The sequence below is a fragment of the Collinsella tanakaei genome (genome assembly GCF_016902615.1).
Classification (GTDB): Bacteria; Actinomycetota; Coriobacteriia; order Coriobacteriales; family Coriobacteriaceae; genus Collinsella; species Collinsella tanakaei_A.
The window spans coordinates 36,747-58,578 of record NZ_JACJMB010000006.1; the positions used below are offsets into that span (position 1 = coordinate 36,747).

Here is a 21,832-nt window from a genome sequence, read left to right on the forward strand (position 1 = left end):
TTGTACACATGGTCGCAAGTGTACCGCGCGCGCATGGATGCCCTGTGTCCGCAACGTGAACGTCCAGACGAACAACACGTGTGTCGAGCGCTATTCGTACATGAGCTGCGGGATGATGCGCTCGCCTACCTCCGTGCGGCCCATGGAGCGGTCGCAGATCTCCTCGTAGGCGGCGGCCAGGTCCCACGGCAGCGTATCGCGGCACTCGATGGTCTCGCCGGTCACCGGATGGTCGAACGAGACGCGCCACGAATGGAGAAACTGGCGCGTAAGGCCGAGGTTCGACCGCTCGGACCCCACTCCGTAGAGCGGATCGCCCACGAGCGCATGGTTGATATGGCGCATGTGCACGCGGATCTGGTGCGTGCGCCCTGTGTAGAGATGGCATTCGACGAGCGTGTAGCCATCGTCGCCGCGGGCCGCCTCAAAGCGCTCGAGCACCTGGAAGGTCGTGATCGCCTGGCGCGCAAAGGGGTCGTCGGACACGGCCATCTTGACGCGGTCGCGGGTGGAGCGCGCGATACCGGTATTGATCGTGCCGGAATCCATGGCAATATAGCCATGGCAGAGCGCGATATAGCGGCGGTCGAGCGTGCGCAGGCGGATGAGGTCCTGCAGCGCCCGCTGCGTCTCGTCATCCTTCGCGGCGAGCATGAGCCCGGAGGTATCCCGGTCCAAGCGGTGGACGATGCCAGGGCGATCATCGCCCTGCAGGGTCCCCAGGTGGTCGATACCGCAGTGGTAGACGAGCGCGTTCGCGAGCGTGCCGTCGTCGTGGCCGTGAGCGGGGTGGCATACGAGACCGCGCTGCTTGGACAGCACGATCAGATAGTCGTCCTCGTAACGGATGTCGAGCGGGATGGCCTGTCCCACGACGGGACCCGCCTCGCGCGGCTCGGGAAGCTCCGCCTCCACACGGTCCCCGTCGGCGAGCACGAGCTTTTTGGAATAGACGGTCTCGCCGTTCACGCACACGGCGCCGGACTCGATGAGCTTGGCGCAGGCGGAGCGGGACGGACAGGCGTCCTGGGCCCCCATGAAGGCATCGAGGCGCGCACCCGCCGTATCGGAGGTGATAAGGAAGCGAACGTCGCTCACTTGTCCCTCCCCTCGCGGCGAGCGGCCTTGCGCGCCCGCTTCTCGGCATCGCGGCGATTGAGCTCCTGGGTGGCGTCAACCTTGCTCGCCGGCGAGATGACGAACCCGATGAACGCGATGATCGCGCCGCAGGTGATGCCGATGTCGGCGACGTTGAAGATCGGGAAATCGATGAACTGCACGCAGAAGAAGTCGGTGACGAATCCGAACAGCAGGCGGTCGATGGCGTTGCCCACCGCTCCGCCGGCGACCATGCCGAGACCGATGACCTCGAGCTTGGAGACGAGCGGTGCCCGGTACAGGTAGGCGACGGTGAAGATGACGACCGCGATGGCGAGCAGCACGAACACGAACCCGAACCCCTCGCCCAGGCTGAACGCCGCGCCCGTGTTCGCGGCGAAGCGGAACTCGAGCACACCGGGGATGAACGGGGCGGCGACGAACCCATGGGCGACAAGCCCGCGGATGAAGACCTTCGTCACCTGGTCGACGATAAGGAATGCGAAAAACAGCGCGAGCGCGCACACGGCACGCCATGCGCGCGACGGGACGAATTCCTCGGCGGTACGGGGGGTGTCCATCGTCATGCGCCCTCCTCTCCAGAAAACACGTGGCACGGATGGGGACGGGGTTGTTTGGTGCCACATGGCTCCAAACAACCCCGTCCCCGATGAAGACAGCGCTTAGGCCTCGAGGGCGGCGGCGCAGCGGTCGCAGATGTGGGCATGCTCGCCGTGAACGCCCGTGGACTCACGGTAGTTCCAGCAGCGGTCGCAGCACTCGCCATGGGCGGCCTCGACGCGAGCGGTGAACTCCTCGCCGCTCGTGAGCTCGACCTCGGAGACGATGAAGAACTCAGCAAGGTCGCAGGCGTGCTCGCCGGTGAGCAGTGCATAGGCCTCGGCCGGGGCGGTCGCGATGACGCGGGTCGCCTGGCTCTTGGTGAACGTACCGGCAGCGCGGGCGTCCTCGAGAGCCTTGGTCACCACGCCGCGCAGCTCGAGCGCTGCCTCGAGCACAGGCTTGTACTCGTTGGCCACCTCGAGGGTGATCGGAGCCTGGTACCAGCTGAGCAGCGCCGCGTACTCCTGGTGGTCGCAGCAGCCGGCGGGCGCGAACGCCATGACCTCGTCGCAGGTGAAGGACAGGATCGGTTGCAGGTCGCGCAAGAGCATCGAGAGCAGCTCGGCCGTGACGGTCTGGGCGCTGCGGCGGGCGAGCGACCCGACCTTCTCGCAGTACAGACGGTCCTTCAGCGCATCGAGGTAGACGTTCGACAGCTCGGTCACCACGAAGTCGTACAGCGTGCGGTAGACGCGGTTGAACTCATAGGAGGCGTACGCGTCGTCGACCTCGGCCTGGACCTGGGTGAGACGCGCGAGCATGAGCTTGTCAAGCGGCAGCAGGTCCTCGAACGCCACGCCGTCGGTCTCCGGGTCGAACTGGTCCTCCAGCTCGGAGAGCAGGAAGCGGAACGTGTTGCGGAAGCGACGGTAGGCGTCAGAGGTGCGCGCGAGAATCTCGTGATCGATCGCGACGTCGGTCGAGGTGTCGACCGAGGCCACCCACAGGCGCAGGATGTCGGCGCCCATCTCGTCGCAGACCTTGTTCGGGTCGATGACGTTGCCGAGCGATTTCGACATCTTGCGGCCCTGGCCGTCGAGCGTGAAGCCCTGGGAGACGACCGCCTTATATGGGGCGATGCCGTTGGCGCCCACGCTCGTGAGCAGCGAGCTCTGGAACCAGCCGCGATGCTGATCGGAACCCTCGAGATAGAGGTCGGCCGGATACTGGAGCTCCTCGCGGCCCTCGCAGACCGCGCGCCACGACACGCCGGAATCCCACCACACGTCGAGGATGTCGCGGTCGGCCTTCAGGTGATGTCCGCCGCACTTCGGACACACGCAGGCGTCACCGAGGTAGCTCTCGGGCGCATCGGTGAACCAGGCGTCGGAGCCCTTCTCGTGGAACAGCTTGATGACGGCGTCGAGCGTGTCGTCGTTCATGACCTTCTCGCCGCAGTCGGCGCAGGTGTAGCTCGGGATGGGAACGCCCCAGTTGCGCTGGCGCGAGATGCACCAGTCGGGACGCTGCTCGACCATGGCGCCGATGCGGTTGGCCGCATGCGCCGGGTACCACGTGACGTGGTTGCGGATCTGGTCGAGCGCCTCCTCGCGCAGGCCGGTCTTGTCCATCGAGACGAACCATTGGTCCGTCGCGCGGAACAGCACCGGGTTCTTGCAGCGCCAGCAGTGCGGATAGCTGTGCGTGATCTTGACCTCGGCAACCAGGGTGCCATGGTCGCGCAGGTACTGGATGATGTGCGGATTCGCCTCGTCGGTGTCCATGCCGGAGAACGGGCCGCCCGTGCCGAACGTGTCGCCGACGTAGAACTTGCCGTCGTCGTCGACGGGCATGCAGATGTCCATGCCCTCCTTCATGCAGACATAGTAGTCATCCACGCCGTGGCCGGGCGAGTTGTGGACGATACCGGTACCGTCCTCGGTGCCCACGTAGTCGGCGAGCAGCGCCACGCCCTCGATGCCATCGAAGATCGGCTGCTTGTAGTGGAGATGGTCGAAGGTCTCGGCAGGTACCTCATAGGGCGCGCCGTCGACCATGACCGGCGTGCACTCCCAGCCGGCGATGCCGCAGACCTTCTCAGCGAGGTCCTTCAGCATGATCTCGGCGCGGCCGTCATGCTCGATGGCGGTGTAGATCGCGCCGGGCTTGAGCGATACGGCCTGGTCGGACGGGATGGTCCAGGGGGTCGTGGTCCAGATCACGAAGTCGACCGGGCCGTCGAAGGACTCGAGGCCGGCGGGCTTGGAGGTAAGCTCGAAGCGCACGTAGATGGAGGGGCTCGTCTCGTCGCCGTACTCGATCTCGGCCTCGGCGAGCGCGGTGTGGCAGTGCTTGCACCAGTGCACCGGCTTGTGGCCGCGGTAGATCATGCCGCGGTCGAACATGGCCTTGAAGACCTCGATATCGGCTGCATCGTGCTGGTTGTAGAGCGTGAGATAGGGATGGTCCCAGTCGCCGAGCACGCCCAGGCGCTTGAAGCCCTCGCGCTGCAGGTCGAGATTCTCCACTGCGAACTTGCGGCAGAGCTCGCGGATCTTGTCGGTCGGGGTGGCGTTGAACTTCTCGGTGCCGAGCATCTCCTCGACCTTGTGCTCGATGGGCTGGCCGTGGCAGTCCCAGCCGGGGACGTACGGCGTCTCGTAGCCCTGCATGGCCCAGTAGCGCTCGATGATGTCCTTCGAGATCTTGTTCATAGCGTGGCCGACGTGAATCGGGCCGTTCGCATACGGAGGGCCGTCATGCAAGATGAACTTCTTGTGCCCCTCGTTCTTCTTGAGCATCTGCTCGTAAACGCGGTTCTTCTGCCAGCGCTTCAGGCGCTCGGGCTCGCGCTGCGCCAAGGCCGCCCTCATGGGGAACTTGGTCTTGGGCAGGTTCATGCTGCTCTTGTACTCGTTGGCCACGAATACCCCCTTCGTCTCGAGGGCGCTTCTCGCATGAAAAAAAGCGCCCGTCCCTTGCAAGCTGGGACGAAGCGCTCAATGGTGGCGGATGCTCAGCACCCGCGGACAAGCTCCTCGCTATACCACCCAGCTTCAGGCACCTGCGTGCCCACAACTCGGCCGACCACATGACGGCGGTCGTCCCGGCGACGTCTACTGGGCAGAGGCTCCTGCCGTTCGGGCCGCAGCTCCGGGGTGATTTTCACACGGGCGCGCGCACAGGCTTCTCAGCTGCTGCCTGCTCTCTCGTGACGCGCGGGGACCGGCTACTCCTCCCCTTCACAGCCATTGGCGGGTATTGTAGCACGCAAGGCGTTACATGTTGTGACCGTATTGGGAAGGCTTAGGTCGAAATGCGAGATGAACGCTGCGTCCACAGGACCTGCCTGTGAACCGGCAGGGTGACCGATCAGCCAGAGCATTCCGGAAGCAAGCGCCCGATGCGGCCAGGCGTGAGACGCTTCCCGATGAGCTCGGTGCGAGCCGCCGGCTGCGTGGCAGCGGCGGCAAGTTCGGCGCCCGAGTCCTACAGCTGGATGGTATCGAGATCGTCGGGTATGTAGATGCCCCCGGAAAACGCGGTCGCGGCCTCGGCGGTGTAGAGCTCACAACGGTGCGCGAGGTTCTTGTCCTCGGTATGGTAGAGCACGAGGTTTCGCGCACCCAGGCGCTCGGCAAGGCGCGCCGCATCGAGCGCGGTCGAATGGTGCTTCTCGTACGGATGGAAGATATCCGCCTCGCCTGCCAGGCAGAACGCCTCGTGCAGAAGCCACGTCGTCCCTTCCGCATAGACGCGCTCCCGCTCGTTGTACGGTTCGTCGCCGCAGCACGTGAGCGTACGGCCCGACCCCAGATCCATCGCGAAGCCGAACTGCTTCGCCTTCGCGGACCCGATGTCGAAAAACGTCACCGCATGCCCCATGACCTCGCGGGTCTCGCCGTCGGAGACGCGCACGATATGCAGGGTGCGCCCGATCTCGGAGGCGATCTTTGCACCCAGTAGGCTCTGCGCCAGGCTCTCCAGCAGGTCTGCGACCTCATCATGGGCGTAGATGGTCGCCTCGCCCGCATACGTGCCGCGCTGCGCGCCCTGGCAGATCATGCGCATAAGCCAGATGACACCGAGCAGGTGGTCGATGTGCTTATGCGTGACGAATATCTCGCGGACGTCGCGCCAGCTCGTACCGGCCTGCTCGAGCCGCGAAAGAATCAGGTTACCGCCGCCGGCGTCGACGAGTAGGCACCGGTCGCCATCGCGCACCAGAAAGCAGGTGTTGTAGCAAGCGGTAGCCTGCGCGTTGCCGGTGCCGAGAACGGTGATCTCCACGTGCGCTCCTTTGACGATTCGACGATCCGCTCCCCGGCGGACACCGGGTCATGATAGCGCACGGCCCCAGGCCAGCAGGCGGTAGACCATGATATCGGCACGAGCGAGCACCCCCGCACGACTCGGTCGTGCGACAATGAGAGCGCAGATCGTGAAAGGAGACCAGCTATATGAAGATCGGATACCTTGGAGCCGGCAACATCTCGAGCCAGATGGCCGCAACCGTCGCGAAGATGGACGAGGCGCAAAACTACGCCGTCGCCGCACGCGACCTTGCGCGCGCCGAGGCCTTCGCCGAGCGCTGGGGCTTTGAGCGCGCCTACGGGTCGTACGAGGAGCTGCTCGCGGATCCCGAGGTCGACCTCGTCTACGTCGCCCTCCCCCATTCGCATCACCACCGCTGGACGCTCGCCGCGCTCGAGGCTGGCCATCATGTGCTCTGCGAGAAGGCCTTCGCCGTCAACGAGGCGCAAGCGCGCGAGATGATCGATCGTGCGCGTGCCAAAGGGCTGCTGCTCGCCGAGGCCATCTGGACGCGCTACATGCCCTCGCGCAAAATCATCGACGACATCGTCGCCTCCGGCTCCATCGGCCGCGTGCTCACCGTGGATGCGAACCTGGGTTACAAGGTCGACATGAACGAGCGCATGGTCGCACCTGAGCTTGCCGGCGGCGCCCTGCTCGACCTGACGGTCTACCCGCTGAACTTCGCCAGCATGGTGCTCGGAGACGACATCGCGCGCATCGACGCGCACATGGTGCCGACCGCAACCGGGGTCGACGGGCAGGATTCCGTCACGCTCACCTATGCCGACGGCCGCATGGCAACCATGTTCACGACCATGCACACCATGACCGACCGACGCGGCCTCATCTGCGGCACCGAGGGCTTCATCATGGTGGAGAACATCAACAACCCGCAGCGCATCTTCGTCTACGACGCCGACGGCCTCAACAGCTCGCTTCGTGAGACCATCGAGGTTCCCGAGCAGATCACGGGCTACGAGTACGAGGTGCTCGCTTGCAAACGCGCAATCGAGGCGGGCAGCATCGAGTGCCCGGAGATGACACATGCCGAGACGCTCGAGCTCATGCGGCAGATGGACGCCATCCGCGCTCAGTTCGGCATCGTGTATCCGTTCGAGTAGAAGATTCGCCTGAACGCGACCCACATGATTATGCGGAAGGGCGAAGCGGCTGCCGCTCGAACATGGACGAACGCACACGTCCTTCCGCATCACTTCGGCGAGAACGAACTTGCCGTGAGTTTCGCTCAGAGACCTTCTTAGCGAAACTCACGGCAAGTTCGTCATTTCAGCTGCGCGCGGTAACATCAAAAACCGGAACTTTCGGTGCCTCAAGGCACTCTCGCTCACGCCGCAGGGCGGGTGCGCCAAATCGCGAGAGCAACAAGCAGCAGGCCCGCAACGCCAAAGGCGAACAAAAGCCCCGCTGTGTAGCCATCGAGCCCCGCGCCATACGGGATGTTCGCGAGTGCATCTGCCGCACGATAGAAGCCAAGCGAGTAGAGCGCCTGCGGTACGATGGGCAAGCCGGAGATAAGATTGTGCAGGGCATGGGCGACCATGCCGGGAACAACCGAGTGAGCTCGCTTGACCAACAGCCCGAGTAGCACACCAAGAATAAACGCCGACATCGCCCGGTACGCGCTGAAATGAAACAGACCGAACACGACCGCCTGAACTACATTCGCAATCGCGAACGGAACGCAGGCGCGCGCCAATCCGACAAGCCACGCCCCGCGAAACCATAACTCCTCAAAGACAGGGGCGATGACGCATCCCGAAACAACCGAGGCGACGGTGACGGCAAACGAAGTCCCCTCCGACATCGAGCTCCCCGCAGTCGCGCTCTCCTGGGCAGCACGGACGGAATCAAACATCCATGGCGCAAAGGCGCGACAAGCGCCATTGAGCGCCTGAAGAACAAAAGCGAGACCGACTACGAGCAGAATTGCGCAGAGCAGCTGTCGCACATGCGGAAGATACGAAGGCACCGCAGCGGCATCCGATTGCAGCGCAGACGACCGTCCGTCCCTTCTGGATACAACCCCTCGTAGCCATGAGCGCAGCACCAAACGGTAGAACAAGATGAACGGCACGCCGAGCATAATCGCACTCGTCAGGGCATAGACCTATGCCGCGGCTGCAACACCACCCGGAACGGCACCGGCAGAAGAGGCTTCAACCAAGGCGCTGTGCACCGGCTCAAGCACGAGCTGGAACGCACCGACGAGCACCGGAGGCAGCACCGCTCCGGCGACGACCTGCGCCCGGGGAGCACGCGTCCGCGTCTTTACATCGTCCATCTCGTCTTTACATCGTCCATCTCCATAACGTCTTAACCTCCCGCACGGCCATAGGGGCCAATCAATACGCGAACACCTTACACCCGGTCGCCACCTCGCCCATCGAAGCGGCTTGCGCATGCAATCGAGCGCCCTCTCGATCTGAACGCATAACCAAAGCAAGCCGCAGCGAACCCACACACGAAAGATTCGACCACGCAGGCGCCACCTCAAACAACCGAAACCCAATGGAAATGGTTGAGACCTATACTCTTCACAATTTGCATCACAAGGCAAAGGCCATAACAAGAAAGAAGGAGCTCAATGCGTACCATCCAGATGAGCGACTATACCGTGGGTGAGGACGCCTTCGACGCCATACCCGAGACCCTTGCGAGCTACGGCGCGAAGACCGTGGTGCTCGTCGGCGGCGAGCGCGCGCTCGCTGCAGCCGCGCCCGGCATCAAGGAAGCGCTCGCTGGCACCGACATCGAGGTGCTCGACACCATCGTCTACGGCAAGGACTCCACGCGCACCAACGTCAACCGCCTGCTGGACGCCCCCGCATTCCGCGATGCCGACGTGGCGTTCGCCATCGGCGGCGGCAAGGCCATCGACACGGTGAAGACTGCCTCGAGCGAGCTCAACAAGACCGTGTTCTCAGTCCCCACCATCTGCTCGAACTGCTCGGCCGCCACGGCCATCGCCGTCATCTACCATGACGACGGGTCGCTCGAGGGCTACGCCTACCCGCCGTGCCCGGCGCATATCTTCATCAACCCGCGCATCATCGCCGAGGCGCCCGAGGAGTACTTCTGGGCCGGCATCGGCGACGCCCTGTCCAAGCAGCCCGAGGTCGAGTGGGCCACGAGCACCCGTGAGCTCGGCCATACCGCGAGCCTGGGCCTCGCCCTCGCCCACACTTGCACCGAGCCCCTCATGACCTGGGGTGTCCAGGGTCTCGCCGACGTGCGCGCGAACCGCTCGAGTGAGGCGGTGCGCCAGATCGCCCTCGACATCGTGGTGAACACGGGTTACGTCTCGAACCTCACGAACCAGCCCGACTTCTACTACAACTCCACCCTCGCCCACGCGTTCTACAACGGTTCCACCGGCGTGCATCGCGCGGGCAAGCACCTGCACGGCGAGGTCGTGAGCTTCGGCGTGCTCGTGATGTTCGCCTACGCGAGCAACACATCCGAGCTTGAGCGCTACGCGAAGTTCAACAAGAAGCTCGGCCTGCCTGTCACGCTCGCCGAGATCGACTTGGACGAAAGCCAGCTCGAGCAGCTCACCGAGTTCGCCCACACCAGCAACGAGTGGAAGCAGGGCAACCCCGAGCCCTTCGAGGACACTCGCTTCATCGAGGCCATCAAGACCGCCGACACCTACGGTCGCTCGCTGAGCTAACGCAGCTGGCCAAGACCTACCCATACGGCCGGCGGGCCGGACGCAGACACACGTCCGGCCCGCCGGCCTTTTCAATCAATCATGTAGGAGAGTTCGGCTTTCAATCACGCACGCGCAGGTAAATCTGCCGCTTTCCGCTCTCCCCGGTCGGCTCATCGAACTCATAGGCGCCGAGCGATTTCAGGAACGGTCGGAGCTTCTTGAAGCCGTAGTTGCGGACATCGAAGTCGGGCAGGCGCTTGGAGAGCTGGTCGCCAAGCTGACCGAGCGACACCCATCCGTCGTCGTCGGAGAACTTGTCCACGATCGCATTGATCGTCTCGCGGATCTTCTTGAGGTGACGGCGGCGGTCCGCCTTGCTCATCTCGCCGAAGGGAACCTCTTCGCCGTCGTCATCCTCATCATCGGCAGCATCGGTCTCCACAGTGAGCGGCGTCTGACCCCCAGCATCACCGGGACGGCGGCGCGGCGGGGCCGCATGGACGCTGTCCTCAGCAACATCAGCCTCAGAGGATGCAGAAGCCGCCGCGTCGCCGGAAGCCTTCCCGCTACTGGCATCCTTGCGTTTAGCGCTCTTCGACCTCGAGCGCTTCCGTGACCGGGAACGAGATGCAGCCTCATCGGCATCGTCGTCCTCGTCGGTTTCCTCCTCCGCCTTATGTGCCGCATAGAGCAGATCCAGGTACTTAAAGCTGTTACACGCGGAGATGAACGGCTGCGGGGTCTTCTGCTCCCCCATGCCGATCACCTGCATACCGCTTTCGCGCAGGCGCGCAGCCAGGCGCGTGAAGTCGGAGTCAGAGCTTACGATCGCAAACCCGTCGACATTGCCGGAATACAGGATGTCCATCGCATCGATGATCATCGCCGAGTCGGTTGCGTTCTTGCCGTACGTGTAGCTGTACTGCTGCATCGGTACGATCGAATTGTCGAGCAGGCAGCTCTTCCAGCTTACAAGCCTAGGGCTCGTCCAGTCGCCGTAGATGCGCTTATAGGTAGCGATACCGGAGTTCGCCACCTCTTCCAAGATGATCTTGATGTATTTCTCCGCCACGTTGTCCGCGTCGATAAGGATTGCGAACCGCAAGTCGGAATCGTACGAGCTCGCCATAGGCCCCCTTCGTTGTTGGTATCCCTGTCATGGTACCCCGTTTTAAAGAATCTCAGTGAGGGCGAAGTTCTCACAGACCTTGCATCCCACCTGGTTCACGCGCGGCAGGCTCGCCCTGCCAGAGGATACCCACACCGCACTCACACGCTCCGCCCGAAGGCTGCAGCAGGCCCCTCGGATGCAACGCCTGGACGGAATTTTGCGACCCAGAATCGATCGGGCGTGGAGGGCCACCCGGGACATCCAGATTACCTGCGGATATTGCCTCAAACAGGGCAGAGAACATGCCGGTTTCTCACAGCGCGAAATAAGCTCGCCTAATACCGCAAATGCGTGGCAACACAGTCGCGTTGAGCCTCCGCGCCCAAACGCCGTCGACGCCCGAAAGGCCGACGGCTGGCCTGATCCATATTGAATACCGCACATAGACGGCCTGATATCACGAAGGCGCCCGCCTCAGATCGATCCGAGGCGGGCGCCTAAAACCCGATTGGGGAGATCGAGCCACTACTGCTGCTGCGGTTTGGGCATATAGGGGTTCTCGCGCTTCATGAGCGTCATGAACTCCTCGCCCGTGATGGTCTCCTTCTTGTACAGATAGCGCGCGAGCTCATGCAGCTTGAACTTATTCTCGCGCAGAATCTGCAGGGCGCGCGCGTGCGCGTCGAAGATGACCTTCTGCACCGCATCGTCCACGCGCTCGGCCGTGCCGGGGGCGCAGGTGAGAGAGGTGTCCTGATTGAGGTAGGCGTTCTGCACCGTGCCGAGCGCCATCATGCCGAACTCCTCGGACATGCCGAAGCGGGTGATCATGTTGCGGGCGAGCTTCGTCGCCTGCTCGATGTCGTTCGCCGCACCGGTGGTCATCTCGCCGAAGATGAGCTCCTCGGCCGCGCGGCCGCCGCAGTACACCGCCAGCTTGTCGAGCACCTCCTGCTTGGTGGTCAGGAACTTCTCGTCCTGCTCGACCTGCATGGTGTAACCGAGAGCGCCGCTCGTACGCGGAACGATGGTGATCTTCGTGACCGGGGCGCCTTCCTTCTGGCTCGCCGCCACGATGGCATGACCGATCTCGTGGTAGGCAACGACTTGCTTCTCATGATCGGACAGCACCGTGGACTTGCGCTGCTGGCCGGCGATGACGACCTCCACCGACTCCTCGAAGTCCTCCTGGGTGGCGCGAGAGCGACCCATGCGCACCGCACGCAGCGCACCCTCGTTGATGATGTTCGCAAGGTCAGCGCCCGAAGCGCCCGGGGTGGCACGCGCGATGGCGGTCAGGTCGATCGGCGGCTGGGTCTTCACGTCCTTGGCGTGAATCTCGAGGATGGCCTTGCGGCCCGCCAGGTCGGGAAGCTCCATGGGGACGCGGCGGTCGAAGCGCCCGGGGCGCAGCAGGGCAGGGTCGAGGCTGTCGGGACGGTTCGTCGCCGCGATGACGACGATGCCCTTCTTGTTGTCGAAGCCGTCCATCTCGGTCAGGAGCTGGTTCAACGTCTGCTCGCGCTCGTCGTTGCCGGAGAACCCGCCGCCGTCGCGCTTCTTGCCGATCGTATCGATCTCGTCGATGAAGACGATGCAGGGCGCCTTCTCCTTGGCCTGCTTGAACAGGTCGCGCACCTTCGCGGCACCGCGGCCGACGAACATCTCGACGAACTCCGAGCCGGAGATGGAGAAGAACGGCACGCCCGCCTCGCCAGCGACCGCCTTGGCGATAAGCGTCTTACCGGTACCCGGAGGGCCCACGAGCAGCACGCCGCGCGGCAGCTTGGCACCGATGGCCTCATAGCGCTCAGGCTTCTCCAGGAAGTCGACGACCTCCTTCAGGGACTCCTTGGCCTCCTCCTGGCCCGCGACGTCCTTGAACGTCACGCCGACGTCCTTGGAGGCGACTATGCGCGCACCGGACTTGCCGAGGCCGCCGCCACCGCCGAAGCCGCCGAAGCCGCTCGAGAAGTCCATCGAGGGGTTGTCGTCACCCATGGCCTTCTTCATCTTGCGGTTCAGCCACCAACCGATGAGGAAGAAGATGATGATCGGCGCCAAGGTGATGAGCAGGTACAGCCACATACCCGAGTCGTTGCTCGGGATGATGACCGAGACCTCCGCCGACGACTCATCGATCTTCTGAGCGAGGTAATCCTCCGAATTCGGAAGGACCGTCGTCTGGTACGCCGTGCCCTCCTTGTCGCCCTTGAGCGTATAGAGCGCGACGTTGTCGGTTCCCGCCGTGTAATCCATCTTGTCGACTTTGTCGGCGTCCAGATCGCTCAACATGGTGCTGTAGGGGACCTCGGTGATCTCCTGCGTCGTGGTGAGACGGGGGAACAGCACCTGGCTGAGCACCAGGTACAGCGCGAACGCGATGAGGACGTAGAGGATCATATTCCGTCTACGCTTATGATCATCCATCTCCATAGGCATACTCCGTTTCGTACAGTGACAATGGCATAAGGATACCCCTGAGTTGAAATCGTAGACACACCCCGTGATGAAAACGCGGGTTCTCGTTTTTATGGGCGCCCTGCCCGGGCAGCGCTGACCCTCGCCCCGTCGCCCCTCCCTATCCTTATACCGTCGCGATGAGGAAATTCGAGACCATGCACGCCGCGTCGCCACGCGCTGCCGCCTCATCCGGCCAGAGCGCAGGGCCGCTTCCCATGATGCCGGCGTTTGCCGCCCAAGCCACCGACGCGTGCGCCCAGGTAGCGACCGCGCGCCCGTCCGCATAGCGCTCGAGCAACCCATCCGGCGCGTCGACGTCGCCGATGCCAAAAAACATCGCGTAGTTCGCGAGCATCACGGCGAGCTCCTGCCTCGTCACGGGTGCATCGGGCCGAAACGTCCCGTCACCGTAGCCGTGCACGACCTCAGCCGAAACGGCCCATGCGAGAGCTGCTGCGTAATACGCCCTCCCGTCGACGTCGATAAACCCGAGGACATACGAGCCGTCCGCCGCCACCTCGCCCCCAAGCGTGAAGGTGTTGCCCTGCATGACCGCGAGGTTGTGCAGCATGCACACCGCCTGCGCGCGCGTGAGTGCCTCCGCGGGCCCGAACAGGTCCGCACCCGCATAGCCGCCCACAAGGCCGAGGTCGTAGAGGCGCTCGATGGCCGGATACCAATACGCGTCGACGTCGACGTCGGCAAATGGAAGCGACGAGTCGGCACCGTCGGGGCCCACGTCGAACGAGAGGCGGACGTAGGTCGCGGGCATGGTAAACGCCCAGGCATCGGCGGCCGTCTCGCGAAGCGGCACGATCGCCCCGGATGCGTCGCGCGCGATAAGCCCGCGCACATGATATCCCGCGCGCGCCGATGCGGACACGCCCACCTCGGTCCCGGTCGCGATGACGTCGGCCGCCGGATCGATCGAGACATCCGCATGCGCGGCGCCCTCGACAACCACGTTCTGGACATCGGGCGCGAAGTCGACGGCGATGGTGACGTGCCCATCCGGCTTGCGAAACGTGGTATCGGCGTGCATCGAGCGGTGGATCTCACCAGCATCGGTCGAAACGACGATGCGCTCGGCGCGATACCCCTCATCCGGCACGGCGATGACGTCGCAGCTATCGCTGATTTGGCTCCACGGCCTGACCTCAACCGATCCGTGCTCGCAGGGAGCAATCGTGATCTCTTGGGGATCGAGCGCGTACGCGGCGGAAATCGCCCGCGTCGCACGCGGGCATCGTGAAGGTCAGCACGTCGCCATCGGCGTAGGCAACCGTCGTGCCGCCCGCGTCGGTCACGGTGATCCCAGCCGCCACATACCACGGGAGCGGCACCGCCTGCACCCTGACATGCGCGCCCGCACAGGCCGTGTCGCCATCGAGCGCGTCCCCATCGACGTACACGACAAGAGCGCCGAGATCATCGTCCACAACAGTTGCCGCAAAGGACCTCGCAGCACCGGACTCCGCCGCATGCGCCCGAACGGGAGATACGCAGACCGCACGTGCGCACAGCAGGGCGAGAGCCGCCGCCATGAGCATCGCCGAGCAACGCATACGTCCCGTCTGGCACCCCATAGCAAGTCCTCCTTCTGCACCGACCATCGTTGATTCCATTATGGGGACCGTCGCCGCCATTTGTTGCGCAAGTCCCCAGAGGGGGACGCGGGACCTATGGTGCCCGGGCATGAACGACACGTCACATGAAGGTCAAATGAATCGCCCGATGCGACGCAATCCCTAAGGGCGCTCCCCTACCATGGGAGGGCATGGAGGGAATTGCATACGAAGGGAAGGCGCAATGGCGTTCGGAAGGCGCTTGAGCAGGCATGCCGGTGCGGCATCGCTCGATGTAACCGAGGGTACGATCTGGAAGCAGCTGTTGCTGCTCTGTGTGCCCATCTTCTTCAGCTCATTCTTCCAACAGGCGCACGCCCTCATCAACACCTTCATCCTGGGCCAGTTCGGCGGCAAGCTCGCCCTGGGCGGCGTGCAGGCGACGGCATCGCTGTTCGAGCTTGCGGTCGGGTTCTCCGTGGGCCTCGGCGCCGGTTGCGCCGTCATCTCGGGCCAGTTCTTCGGCAGCCACGACGACGAGCGGCTCTCCCGCTCCATCCACACCGCCATGACGATCGCGGTCGTGCTCGGCCTCGCCGTCTCGGTCGCAGGCGTCATCTTCGTACCCCATATCCTCACGATCATGGGCACGCCCGCCGACCTCATGGGCGAAGCCGTCCCCTACTCCCGCTTCTACGCGGCGGCCATGGTCTGCTCGCTCGTGCTGAACATGGGTTCCGCCCTGCTGCGCTCCGTCGGCGACACGCGCACGCCCGCCCTCATCATCGCGAGCGGCTGTCTGATCAACGCATGTCTGGACATCCTGTTCGTCGCCGTGCTGGGCCTCGAGGCGATGGGCTGCGGCATGGCGACCGCCATCACGCTCACGATCAACGCAGCGACCATGACGATCCGCCTCATGCGCGCCAAGGGGGCCTGGCGACTCGACATCCGTCGCCTGGGCATCGACGGCCGCATCTGCAGAAGCATGCTCGCCACGGGCCTGCCGCTCGGCATCCAGTCGTCGCTCTACTCCATCTCCAACATCATCCTGCAGTCCACGGTCAACACGTTCGGCACCGACGCGGTCACCGGTTGGGGCCTCTCGGGCCGCCTGGACGCGTTCATATGGATGGTCACCGAGGCGCTCGGGGTATCCATGACGACGTTTTCCGCGCAGAACTTCGGCGCGCGGAACTACGAGCGCATGCGCCGCGGCTACCACACCTCGCTTATCATCACCGTGTGCATCATCGGCGGCATGTCGGCACTGCTCGTCGCCTTCGTGGGCCCGCTGTCGCGCATCTTCATCGATGACGCGGCGGTCACCGGATACACGACACTCATGCTGCACTTCATCGCGCCGTTCTACCTGTTCTACTCGATTGTGGACAACACGTCGGGTGCCATACGCGGATCGGGCGAGAGCCTGCGGCCCATGCTTCTGACGGTCCTCGGAACCGTCGTGTTCCGCATGATCTGGCTGCTCGCCGTGGTGCCCCAGCACCATACGATCGAGACGATGCTCATGGTCTACCCGGTCACCTGGATCTTGACGGCCATCCTCTTCGTCGCCTATCACCATTGGGGCCATTGGCTGAATCACGCCGAGGCGCGCGCCGAGAAGCTCAGCCACGGCGTCGTATAGGAACGCGCACGGGACGGCCCGCTGACGCCAACTGCGATTGGCCGGCGCACATACCCGCCGATTCACTGGACGCCTTCCAGCCGAATCGCTCGACCCCGCTACGTCGAAAAGAGCCTTCTGGGGTCGAGCAGGTCATCACGACATGCCGCGCGCCGAAAAAGGAAGCGGCAAGGGACCCCGAGGCGACACCTTACGCGAACATGCCGGGGCGGTAATGATAGCCGTTGTCGGCATGCGGGCAGAGCTGCCAAAACGCAACGGCACTCGCGGCGGCGACGTTTAGCGAGTCCACGCCGTGCGCCATGGGGATGCGTATCGTCAGGTCAGCGCCGTGGATGGTCTTCGCCTGCAGGCCCGCGCCCTCCGTCCCCATGAACAGGGCGAGCCGCTCGATATCGTGCAGTGCGGGGTCGTCCAGCGAGCGCGAATCGTCAGCCAGCGCCATGGCGGCGCAGGTGAACCCCGCCTCATGCAGATCGGCGAGGCCGTCGTGCGGCCAGACGCGCGCCTCGCTGCCGATGCGCGTCCAGGGGACCTGAAACACCGTGCCCATGCTCACGCGCACTGCGCGGCGATAGAGCGGGTCGCAGCAGGTCGGGCTCACCAAGATGCCGTCGACGTTCAGGGCGGCGGCGCTCCGGAAGATGGCGCCGACGTTCGTGTGGTCGACGATGCCCTCGAGCACGCACACGCGCACCGGGCGCCCTTCCGCCCGCTCGACCAAGCCCGCCAGGAACGCCGGAGCGGGCGCGAGCACGGGACGGCGAAACGCCGCAAGCGCCCCGCGCGTGACGGTGAAGCCGGTGAGCCGCTCCATCAGCTCCATTGGTGCGACGAACACCGGGATATCTGCCTCGGGACGCTCTGTCGTCACCCGCTCGAGCAGGGGCATGAGCTGATCGAGCCAGCGCTCACCCATAAGGAAGCTCACCGGCTCGAGGCCCGCGGCGACCGCCCGTTCGATCACCTTGGCGCTCTCCGCGATGAAGATCCCCTTCTCGGGCTCGAGTACGCTTCTGAGCTCGCGCTCCGTCAGGCGGCAATACGCATCGAGCCGCTCATCAACGAGCGTGTCGATGCGGATGATCTGAGGCGATACAGCCATGCGAATAGCTCCTTTATCGGGGGTGGGGTCCTCATCGAGATGCCGAAAACCAAGGCGAGCAGCAAGGAACCCTGAATAGGGGCTTTTGCAACCGCATGCGCGCAGGCGGGACGGATGCAATCGGGGCGAGAAAGGTGTTATGAAACTGTACCGACACAGCCCATGACACAAGCGCCCAGCACGGGACCCTGCCGCAAAATCACGTAGCCGGCGGTTCCCTTAAGAGCGCTTGCGGCCGAACAGGTGGCGTCCGGTGTTTTTCAGCTTGTCCACGAGCGTCGGGTCGGGGTGCGCCGCATCCCAGGCCTCGCGGCGGCGGCGCTTCTCGTACTCGTTGATGAGCGGCGCGCCGTAACCGTTCACGAGCTCGCGATACCACGAAACCATGTCGGCGAGGTCCTCTTCGTTGGGACGGCCCTTGTTCATACCGCCCATGAGCTTGTAGGGACCCCACGTGTCGAGACCGGGGCAGCCGTGCCCGGCGAGGAAATTCGCCTGCTTCGCACGGCAGATGCCGTCGATGTCCTTGCCGTACCACTTGCTCGCGCCGCCGTACGTCAAAAGCCCGAAGACGAACTCCCCTGGCCCGAGCGACGCCTGCAGCACGCGGGCAAGGTCATGGTCGATCTCGCCGTGGTAGATGCCGCTCGCGACACCGACGAGATGATATTGGCGCAGGTCGACCGCAGGATGCTTCTTGTCGACCGTCGCGATATCGAGCGTGTCGACGTCATCGGGAAACGCCGCAGCGATCGCGTCGACAACGCGCTTCGTGTTGCCGTGGTGCTTCGAGCGGTAGAGGATCATGGTGCGGATGCGCACGCCGCCATCCTCTGTCCCCGCAGCGGGCTCAGCGTTGTCTGCCGGTTCGGCGAACTGATCGGCCATCGAGCGCCGGCGATAGGTCACGAAGCGGTACTCGATGCCGGCATCCTCCTCATCGTCACCGATAAGAGCGGTATCGGATTCGCTCGCCACCTCCCAGTCGTCATCCTCATCGAGGTTCGGGAAATGCGTGTCGGCCAAGCGCAGGCAATGGGTCTTCGTCACGACCGCGACCGCGCACTGGGGCAGCAGCTGGCGATAGATCTCCTCGCCACCGATCACCCACGCCTCCTCCACGTCGGCCACGGCCGCGAGGGCCTCGTCGACGGAGTGCACGACCTCGACGCCCTCGCGCGCAAAGGCCGCATCGCGCGTGAGCACGATGTTCCGACGGTTCTTGAGGGGCCTGCCGCCCGGGAAGCTGTCGAGGGTTTTTCGGCCCATGATGACGGGATGCCCGGTCGTGCACGCGACGAAATGCTTCATGTCGGCTCGGTTCGAGACGATCATGTCGCCCTCGTAGCCGATGCCCCAGTCGTCGCTCACCGCGACGATGGCTGACAGCTTGCAAGCCATGTGTTCTCCTTAGATGGCGATAGGGATGTTCTTCACCTGCGGACCATGGTGGTAGTCCTCGACGATCAGGTCGTCGGTCGTGAAGTCGTAGAAGTTCTTGACCTCGGGGTTGAGCGAGACCTTGGGCGCCGGGTATTGCGGGCGCGCGATGAGCTCACGCACGATATCGACGTGCCGGTCGTAGATGTGGGCGTCGACGATGACATGCAGCAGGTTGCCGGCGATCATGTCCGATACCTGCGCGACCATCATGAGCAGGATCGCGTACTGGCAGACGTTCCAGTTGTTCGCAGCGAGGATATCCTGGCTGCGCTGCATGAGGACCATGTTCAGGACGGGTTTGTCGAAGCCCTCCTCATGGGTCACGTTGTAGGTGACGCTGTAGGCGCACGGATAGAGGTGCATCTCGGACAGATCGGCGAACGTGTACATGTTCGTCATGATGCGACGCGAGAACGGGGTGTGCTTGAGGTCGTAGAGCACGCGGTCCATCTGGTCGAAATCGCCCTCAAGGTAGTGCGACTTCTGCGCGATCTGGTAGCCGTAGGCCTTGCCGATGGAGCCGGTCTCGTCTGCCCATTCATCCCAGATGTGTGAGTTCAGATCGTGGATGTTATTCGATTTGCGCTGGTAGATCCACAGAATCTCATCCATGGCGCTCTTCAGGGCCGTGCGGCGCAGCGTGAGCGCCGGGAACTCCTCGCGCAGGTCGTAGCGATTCGTCACGCCGAAGGTCTTGATGGTGTAGGCGGGCGTCCCGTCCTCCCAGTGAGGGCGCACCCTCTCGCCTTCCGTCGTCGTCCCGTGCTCCAGGATATCCGTGCACATCGTCACGAAGAGCTGGTCCGCTTTGCTCATGCGCTCCCCCATCTTTCGGTCAACAATGCCCACCATTGTACGGCAGCGACGCAAACACGGGATGGGGCAATATTGTATGCACGGATCGGGTTCCCAAGGGTCCTGAGGCCAACCCGCGACACGCAGCGACGGCGCCATGTGTTACAGCGGCGGCGCATCGAAGTGGACATGCATGCTATTTCCGCTTTTAGGCGTCCGCCTGGCAGACAGGGCGAACACGGCACGGAGCGGACATCGGAAACCAGGCGCGAAGGCACCGCACACCAAGGCCTTGCGGGCGCGGTCGCCGCGGACCCGCCTAAAAGCGGAAATTCATTGCACGCGGCAGAACTTAAGCAACCCTTTGAGCAGCCGGATCTACGCGGGTTCCGCTTCCGTCTCGTTCTCAGAGGAGCTGAACCCGACGATAACGTCGATCAGGGGCGAGGAGATGAACACCGTGATGAGCGAGAACACGATCTTCGTCACCGGGATATAGCTAAGCGACAGCACCAGAACGCTCAAGTCCGTGACGAGATAGCAGCGCGAAAGTCGCCAACCGGAAAGCTTCTGGATGGAAAGCGCAAGGGCATCGTCGCCGCCCGCGGAGCCGCCGCCGCGCACCACCAGGCCCGCACCAACGCCGACGAAGATGCCACCGAGCACCGCCGCCACGAACGGCAGGGAGGAAAGATTCGGCAGCAGGTAGGGCAGATGCTCCCAGAGAGCATAGAACCCCGCAATCGCCGCGCTGGAGACAACGGACCATCCGAGGAAGCCCACACCGAGCAGGCGCAGGGCGAAGGCGTAGCACAAAAGATCGAGAATCGGCGACACGATGGACGAGGGGATGCCGAACCAGTGGTTCGCGAGCAGCAGGGCGCCGATCACGCCACCCTCGGTGATGCCCACGACCTCGTGGATGTTGTGGATGCCGAAGGTAAGGATAGCCGAGCCGAGTACGACCAACGAGAGCCGACGCGTGTATTCCGAACGATTTTGACGCAGACGTTTCCAGGAACCCATGGGTCCCATCACCTTTCTGTACTCGTGATTGTCTGTATCTAGGCTAAACTCTGGTACTGTACCAAGGTCAAATCGAATGTGGAGGACCTATGGAACGTCCGCGACCGAAACGGCGCTACCGTATCGGAGAGATCTCGAAGCTGTTCGGCATCGGCCAGGATTCGCTGCGTTACTACGAACGTTTGGGCATACTCAAGCCGCACCGCACCGCCAACGGCTACCGCGTCTACGACCTTAACGACATGTACAAGCTCTCCATCATCAAGGACCTGCGCAGACTCGACATGCCGATGGCGCAGATCGGAGCGTACCTGAACGACCAGTCGCTCGCCAAGACCGAGGAGATGCTCACCCGCGAGCTCGAACTGATAAGCGAGCAGGTCCGCAGCCTCGGTGAGCGCGCTTGGGCCGTCGAGAGGCGCGCGCGAGCACTCGAGCGCGCCCAGTCCGCCGAGGTGGGCGTCTACGTCATCAAGCGCTACCGGACACGGCAATGCGTGCGGCTCGCCACGCGCCTGGAGCGCGACGAGGAGATGGACTTCGCCATCCAGCGGCTCTATCGCGAGCACGAGGCGCTGCTGCCCGATCTGGGCAGCATGAGGATCGGCGGTGTCCTGTCGGGGGCGGAAATCGAGGCGGGGCGCACGAACGTGTACGACTCGGTGTTCTTCATCCTCGAGGACACCGACGTCCCCGCCGATTTCGAGCTGCCCGCCGGCAGATACCTCACGGTGCGCTACCGGGGCCCCTACGAGCAAAACGGTCCCATCGCCCGCGCAGCGCTCCGCTATGCGCGCGAACAGGACCTCACGGTATCAGGCGACCCCATTGAGCTCTACGAGATAGACAACCGCGACACCGCGCGCGAGGAGGAATTCCTGACAACCATCGAGATCCCCCTCGGTGCGGACGAGCGACGCGGTGCTTGATCGGGCAGCCTCACCGCACAAGCAAACGGGCCTTCAGCCGACAGATCCGTCGAGCTGAAGGCCCGTCACGTTCATGCAACGTGGCACCAAACTAC

General features: G+C 63.9%; 17 protein-coding genes. 4 read left to right on the forward strand and 13 right to left on the reverse strand.

Annotation, left to right across the window (positions count from 1 at the left end; all coding sequences use genetic code 11):
* Positions 1 to 90: 90 nt before the first annotated feature.
* The 4 genes from H6A21_RS03390 to H6A21_RS03405 form a co-directional block, all read right to left on the reverse strand.
* Complete coding sequence (locus tag H6A21_RS03390) at positions 91 to 1,098, reverse strand: RluA family pseudouridine synthase (RefSeq protein WP_204560229.1); 1,008 nt, start codon at positions 1,096 to 1,098, stop codon at positions 91 to 93.
* Entirely contained in the window at positions 1,095 to 1,685 is a 591-nt protein-coding gene (gene lspA, locus H6A21_RS03395; protein ID WP_239462620.1) for a signal peptidase II, read from the reverse strand. The genes H6A21_RS03390 and lspA overlap by 4 nt, the downstream gene beginning before the upstream one ends.
* A 96-nt stretch (positions 1,686 to 1,781) precedes the next feature.
* Positions 1,782 to 4,586: an isoleucine--tRNA ligase gene (ileS, locus tag H6A21_RS03400; RefSeq protein ID WP_204560231.1), complete on the reverse strand. Its 2,805-nt coding sequence runs from the start codon at positions 4,584 to 4,586 to the stop codon at positions 1,782 to 1,784.
* A gap of 565 nt (positions 4,587 to 5,151) precedes the next feature.
* Positions 5,152 to 5,952 (reverse strand): MBL fold metallo-hydrolase, encoded by an 801-nt coding sequence (locus tag H6A21_RS03405; protein ID WP_204560233.1) that lies wholly within the window; start codon positions 5,950 to 5,952, stop codon positions 5,152 to 5,154.
* Between the two features lie 170 nt (positions 5,953 to 6,122).
* On the opposite strand from H6A21_RS03405, the gene H6A21_RS03410 reads away from it, so the two are divergent.
* Complete coding sequence (locus H6A21_RS03410) at positions 6,123 to 7,100, forward strand: Gfo/Idh/MocA family protein (protein WP_204560235.1); 978 nt, start codon at positions 6,123 to 6,125, stop codon at positions 7,098 to 7,100.
* A gap of 224 nt (positions 7,101 to 7,324) precedes the next feature.
* On the opposite strand, the gene H6A21_RS03415 is transcribed toward H6A21_RS03410, so the two are convergent.
* Positions 7,325 to 8,083 carry a CPBP family intramembrane glutamic endopeptidase gene (locus H6A21_RS03415; RefSeq protein ID WP_204560237.1) on the reverse strand — a complete coding sequence of 253 codons (759 nt, stop codon included), beginning with the start codon at positions 8,081 to 8,083 and terminating at the stop codon, positions 7,325 to 7,327.
* Positions 8,084 to 8,584: 501 nt separating this feature from the next.
* Between H6A21_RS03415 and H6A21_RS03420 the strand changes: the two genes are divergently transcribed.
* Complete coding sequence (locus tag H6A21_RS03420; RefSeq protein ID WP_204560239.1) at positions 8,585 to 9,670, forward strand: iron-containing alcohol dehydrogenase family protein; 1,086 nt, start codon at positions 8,585 to 8,587, stop codon at positions 9,668 to 9,670.
* A 100-nt stretch (positions 9,671 to 9,770) separates the two neighbouring features.
* Here H6A21_RS03420 and H6A21_RS03425 read toward each other — a convergent pair whose 3' ends face one another.
* The 4 genes from H6A21_RS03425 to H6A21_RS03440 all read right to left on the reverse strand — a co-directional run bounded on the left by H6A21_RS03425 (position 9,771) and on the right by H6A21_RS03440 (position 14,665).
* Positions 9,771 to 10,781 carry an NYN domain-containing protein gene (locus H6A21_RS03425; protein ID WP_204560240.1) on the reverse strand — a complete coding sequence of 337 codons (1,011 nt, stop codon included), beginning with the start codon at positions 10,779 to 10,781 and terminating at the stop codon, positions 9,771 to 9,773.
* A 507-nt stretch (positions 10,782 to 11,288) separates the two neighbouring features.
* Positions 11,289 to 13,199, reverse strand: coding sequence for an ATP-dependent zinc metalloprotease FtsH (gene ftsH, locus H6A21_RS03430; protein WP_204560242.1), 1,911 nt, complete (start codon positions 13,197 to 13,199; stop codon positions 11,289 to 11,291).
* 151 nt (positions 13,200 to 13,350) lie between these two features.
* Positions 13,351 to 14,451, reverse strand: coding sequence for an S-layer homology domain-containing protein (locus H6A21_RS03435; RefSeq protein WP_342636050.1), 1,101 nt, complete (start codon positions 14,449 to 14,451; stop codon positions 13,351 to 13,353).
* A complete protein-coding gene (locus tag H6A21_RS03440; RefSeq protein ID WP_204560245.1) occupies positions 14,384 to 14,665 on the reverse strand; it encodes a hypothetical protein in 282 nt (93 codons plus the stop codon). Before H6A21_RS03440 ends, H6A21_RS03435 begins: the two co-directional genes overlap by 68 nt.
* A 370-nt stretch (positions 14,666 to 15,035) precedes the next feature.
* Here H6A21_RS03440 and H6A21_RS03445 point away from each other — a divergent pair, with 370 nt between their 5' ends.
* The gene (locus H6A21_RS03445; protein ID WP_204560247.1) at positions 15,036 to 16,439 is read left to right on the forward strand and encodes an MATE family efflux transporter; all 1,404 of its coding nucleotides are present in this window, start codon (positions 15,036 to 15,038) and stop codon (positions 16,437 to 16,439) included.
* Positions 16,440 to 16,629: 190 nt separating this feature from the next.
* Here the strand turns inward: H6A21_RS03445 and H6A21_RS03450 are convergent, their stop codons facing one another.
* From H6A21_RS03450 to H6A21_RS03470, 4 genes are all read right to left on the reverse strand, one after another.
* Complete coding sequence (locus H6A21_RS03450) at positions 16,630 to 17,544, reverse strand: TrmH family RNA methyltransferase (RefSeq protein WP_204560249.1); 915 nt, start codon at positions 17,542 to 17,544, stop codon at positions 16,630 to 16,632.
* Positions 17,545 to 17,763: 219 nt separating this feature from the next.
* Positions 17,764 to 18,945: a dihydrofolate reductase gene (locus H6A21_RS10915; protein WP_239462621.1), complete on the reverse strand. Its 1,182-nt coding sequence runs from the start codon at positions 18,943 to 18,945 to the stop codon at positions 17,764 to 17,766.
* 9 nt (positions 18,946 to 18,954) lie between these two features.
* Positions 18,955 to 19,803, reverse strand: a complete 849-nt coding sequence (gene thyA, locus H6A21_RS03465) for a thymidylate synthase (RefSeq protein WP_204560251.1) — start codon at positions 19,801 to 19,803, stop codon at positions 18,955 to 18,957.
* Positions 19,804 to 20,160: 357 nt separating this feature from the next.
* Positions 20,161 to 20,808, reverse strand: coding sequence for a YitT family protein (locus tag H6A21_RS03470; RefSeq protein ID WP_204560253.1), 648 nt, complete (start codon positions 20,806 to 20,808; stop codon positions 20,161 to 20,163).
* 89 nt (positions 20,809 to 20,897) lie between these two features.
* On the opposite strand from H6A21_RS03470, the gene H6A21_RS03475 reads away from it, so the two are divergent.
* The gene (locus tag H6A21_RS03475; RefSeq protein ID WP_204560255.1) at positions 20,898 to 21,737 is read left to right on the forward strand and encodes a MerR family transcriptional regulator; all 840 of its coding nucleotides are present in this window, start codon (positions 20,898 to 20,900) and stop codon (positions 21,735 to 21,737) included.
* Positions 21,738 to 21,832: the final 95 nt, after the last annotated feature.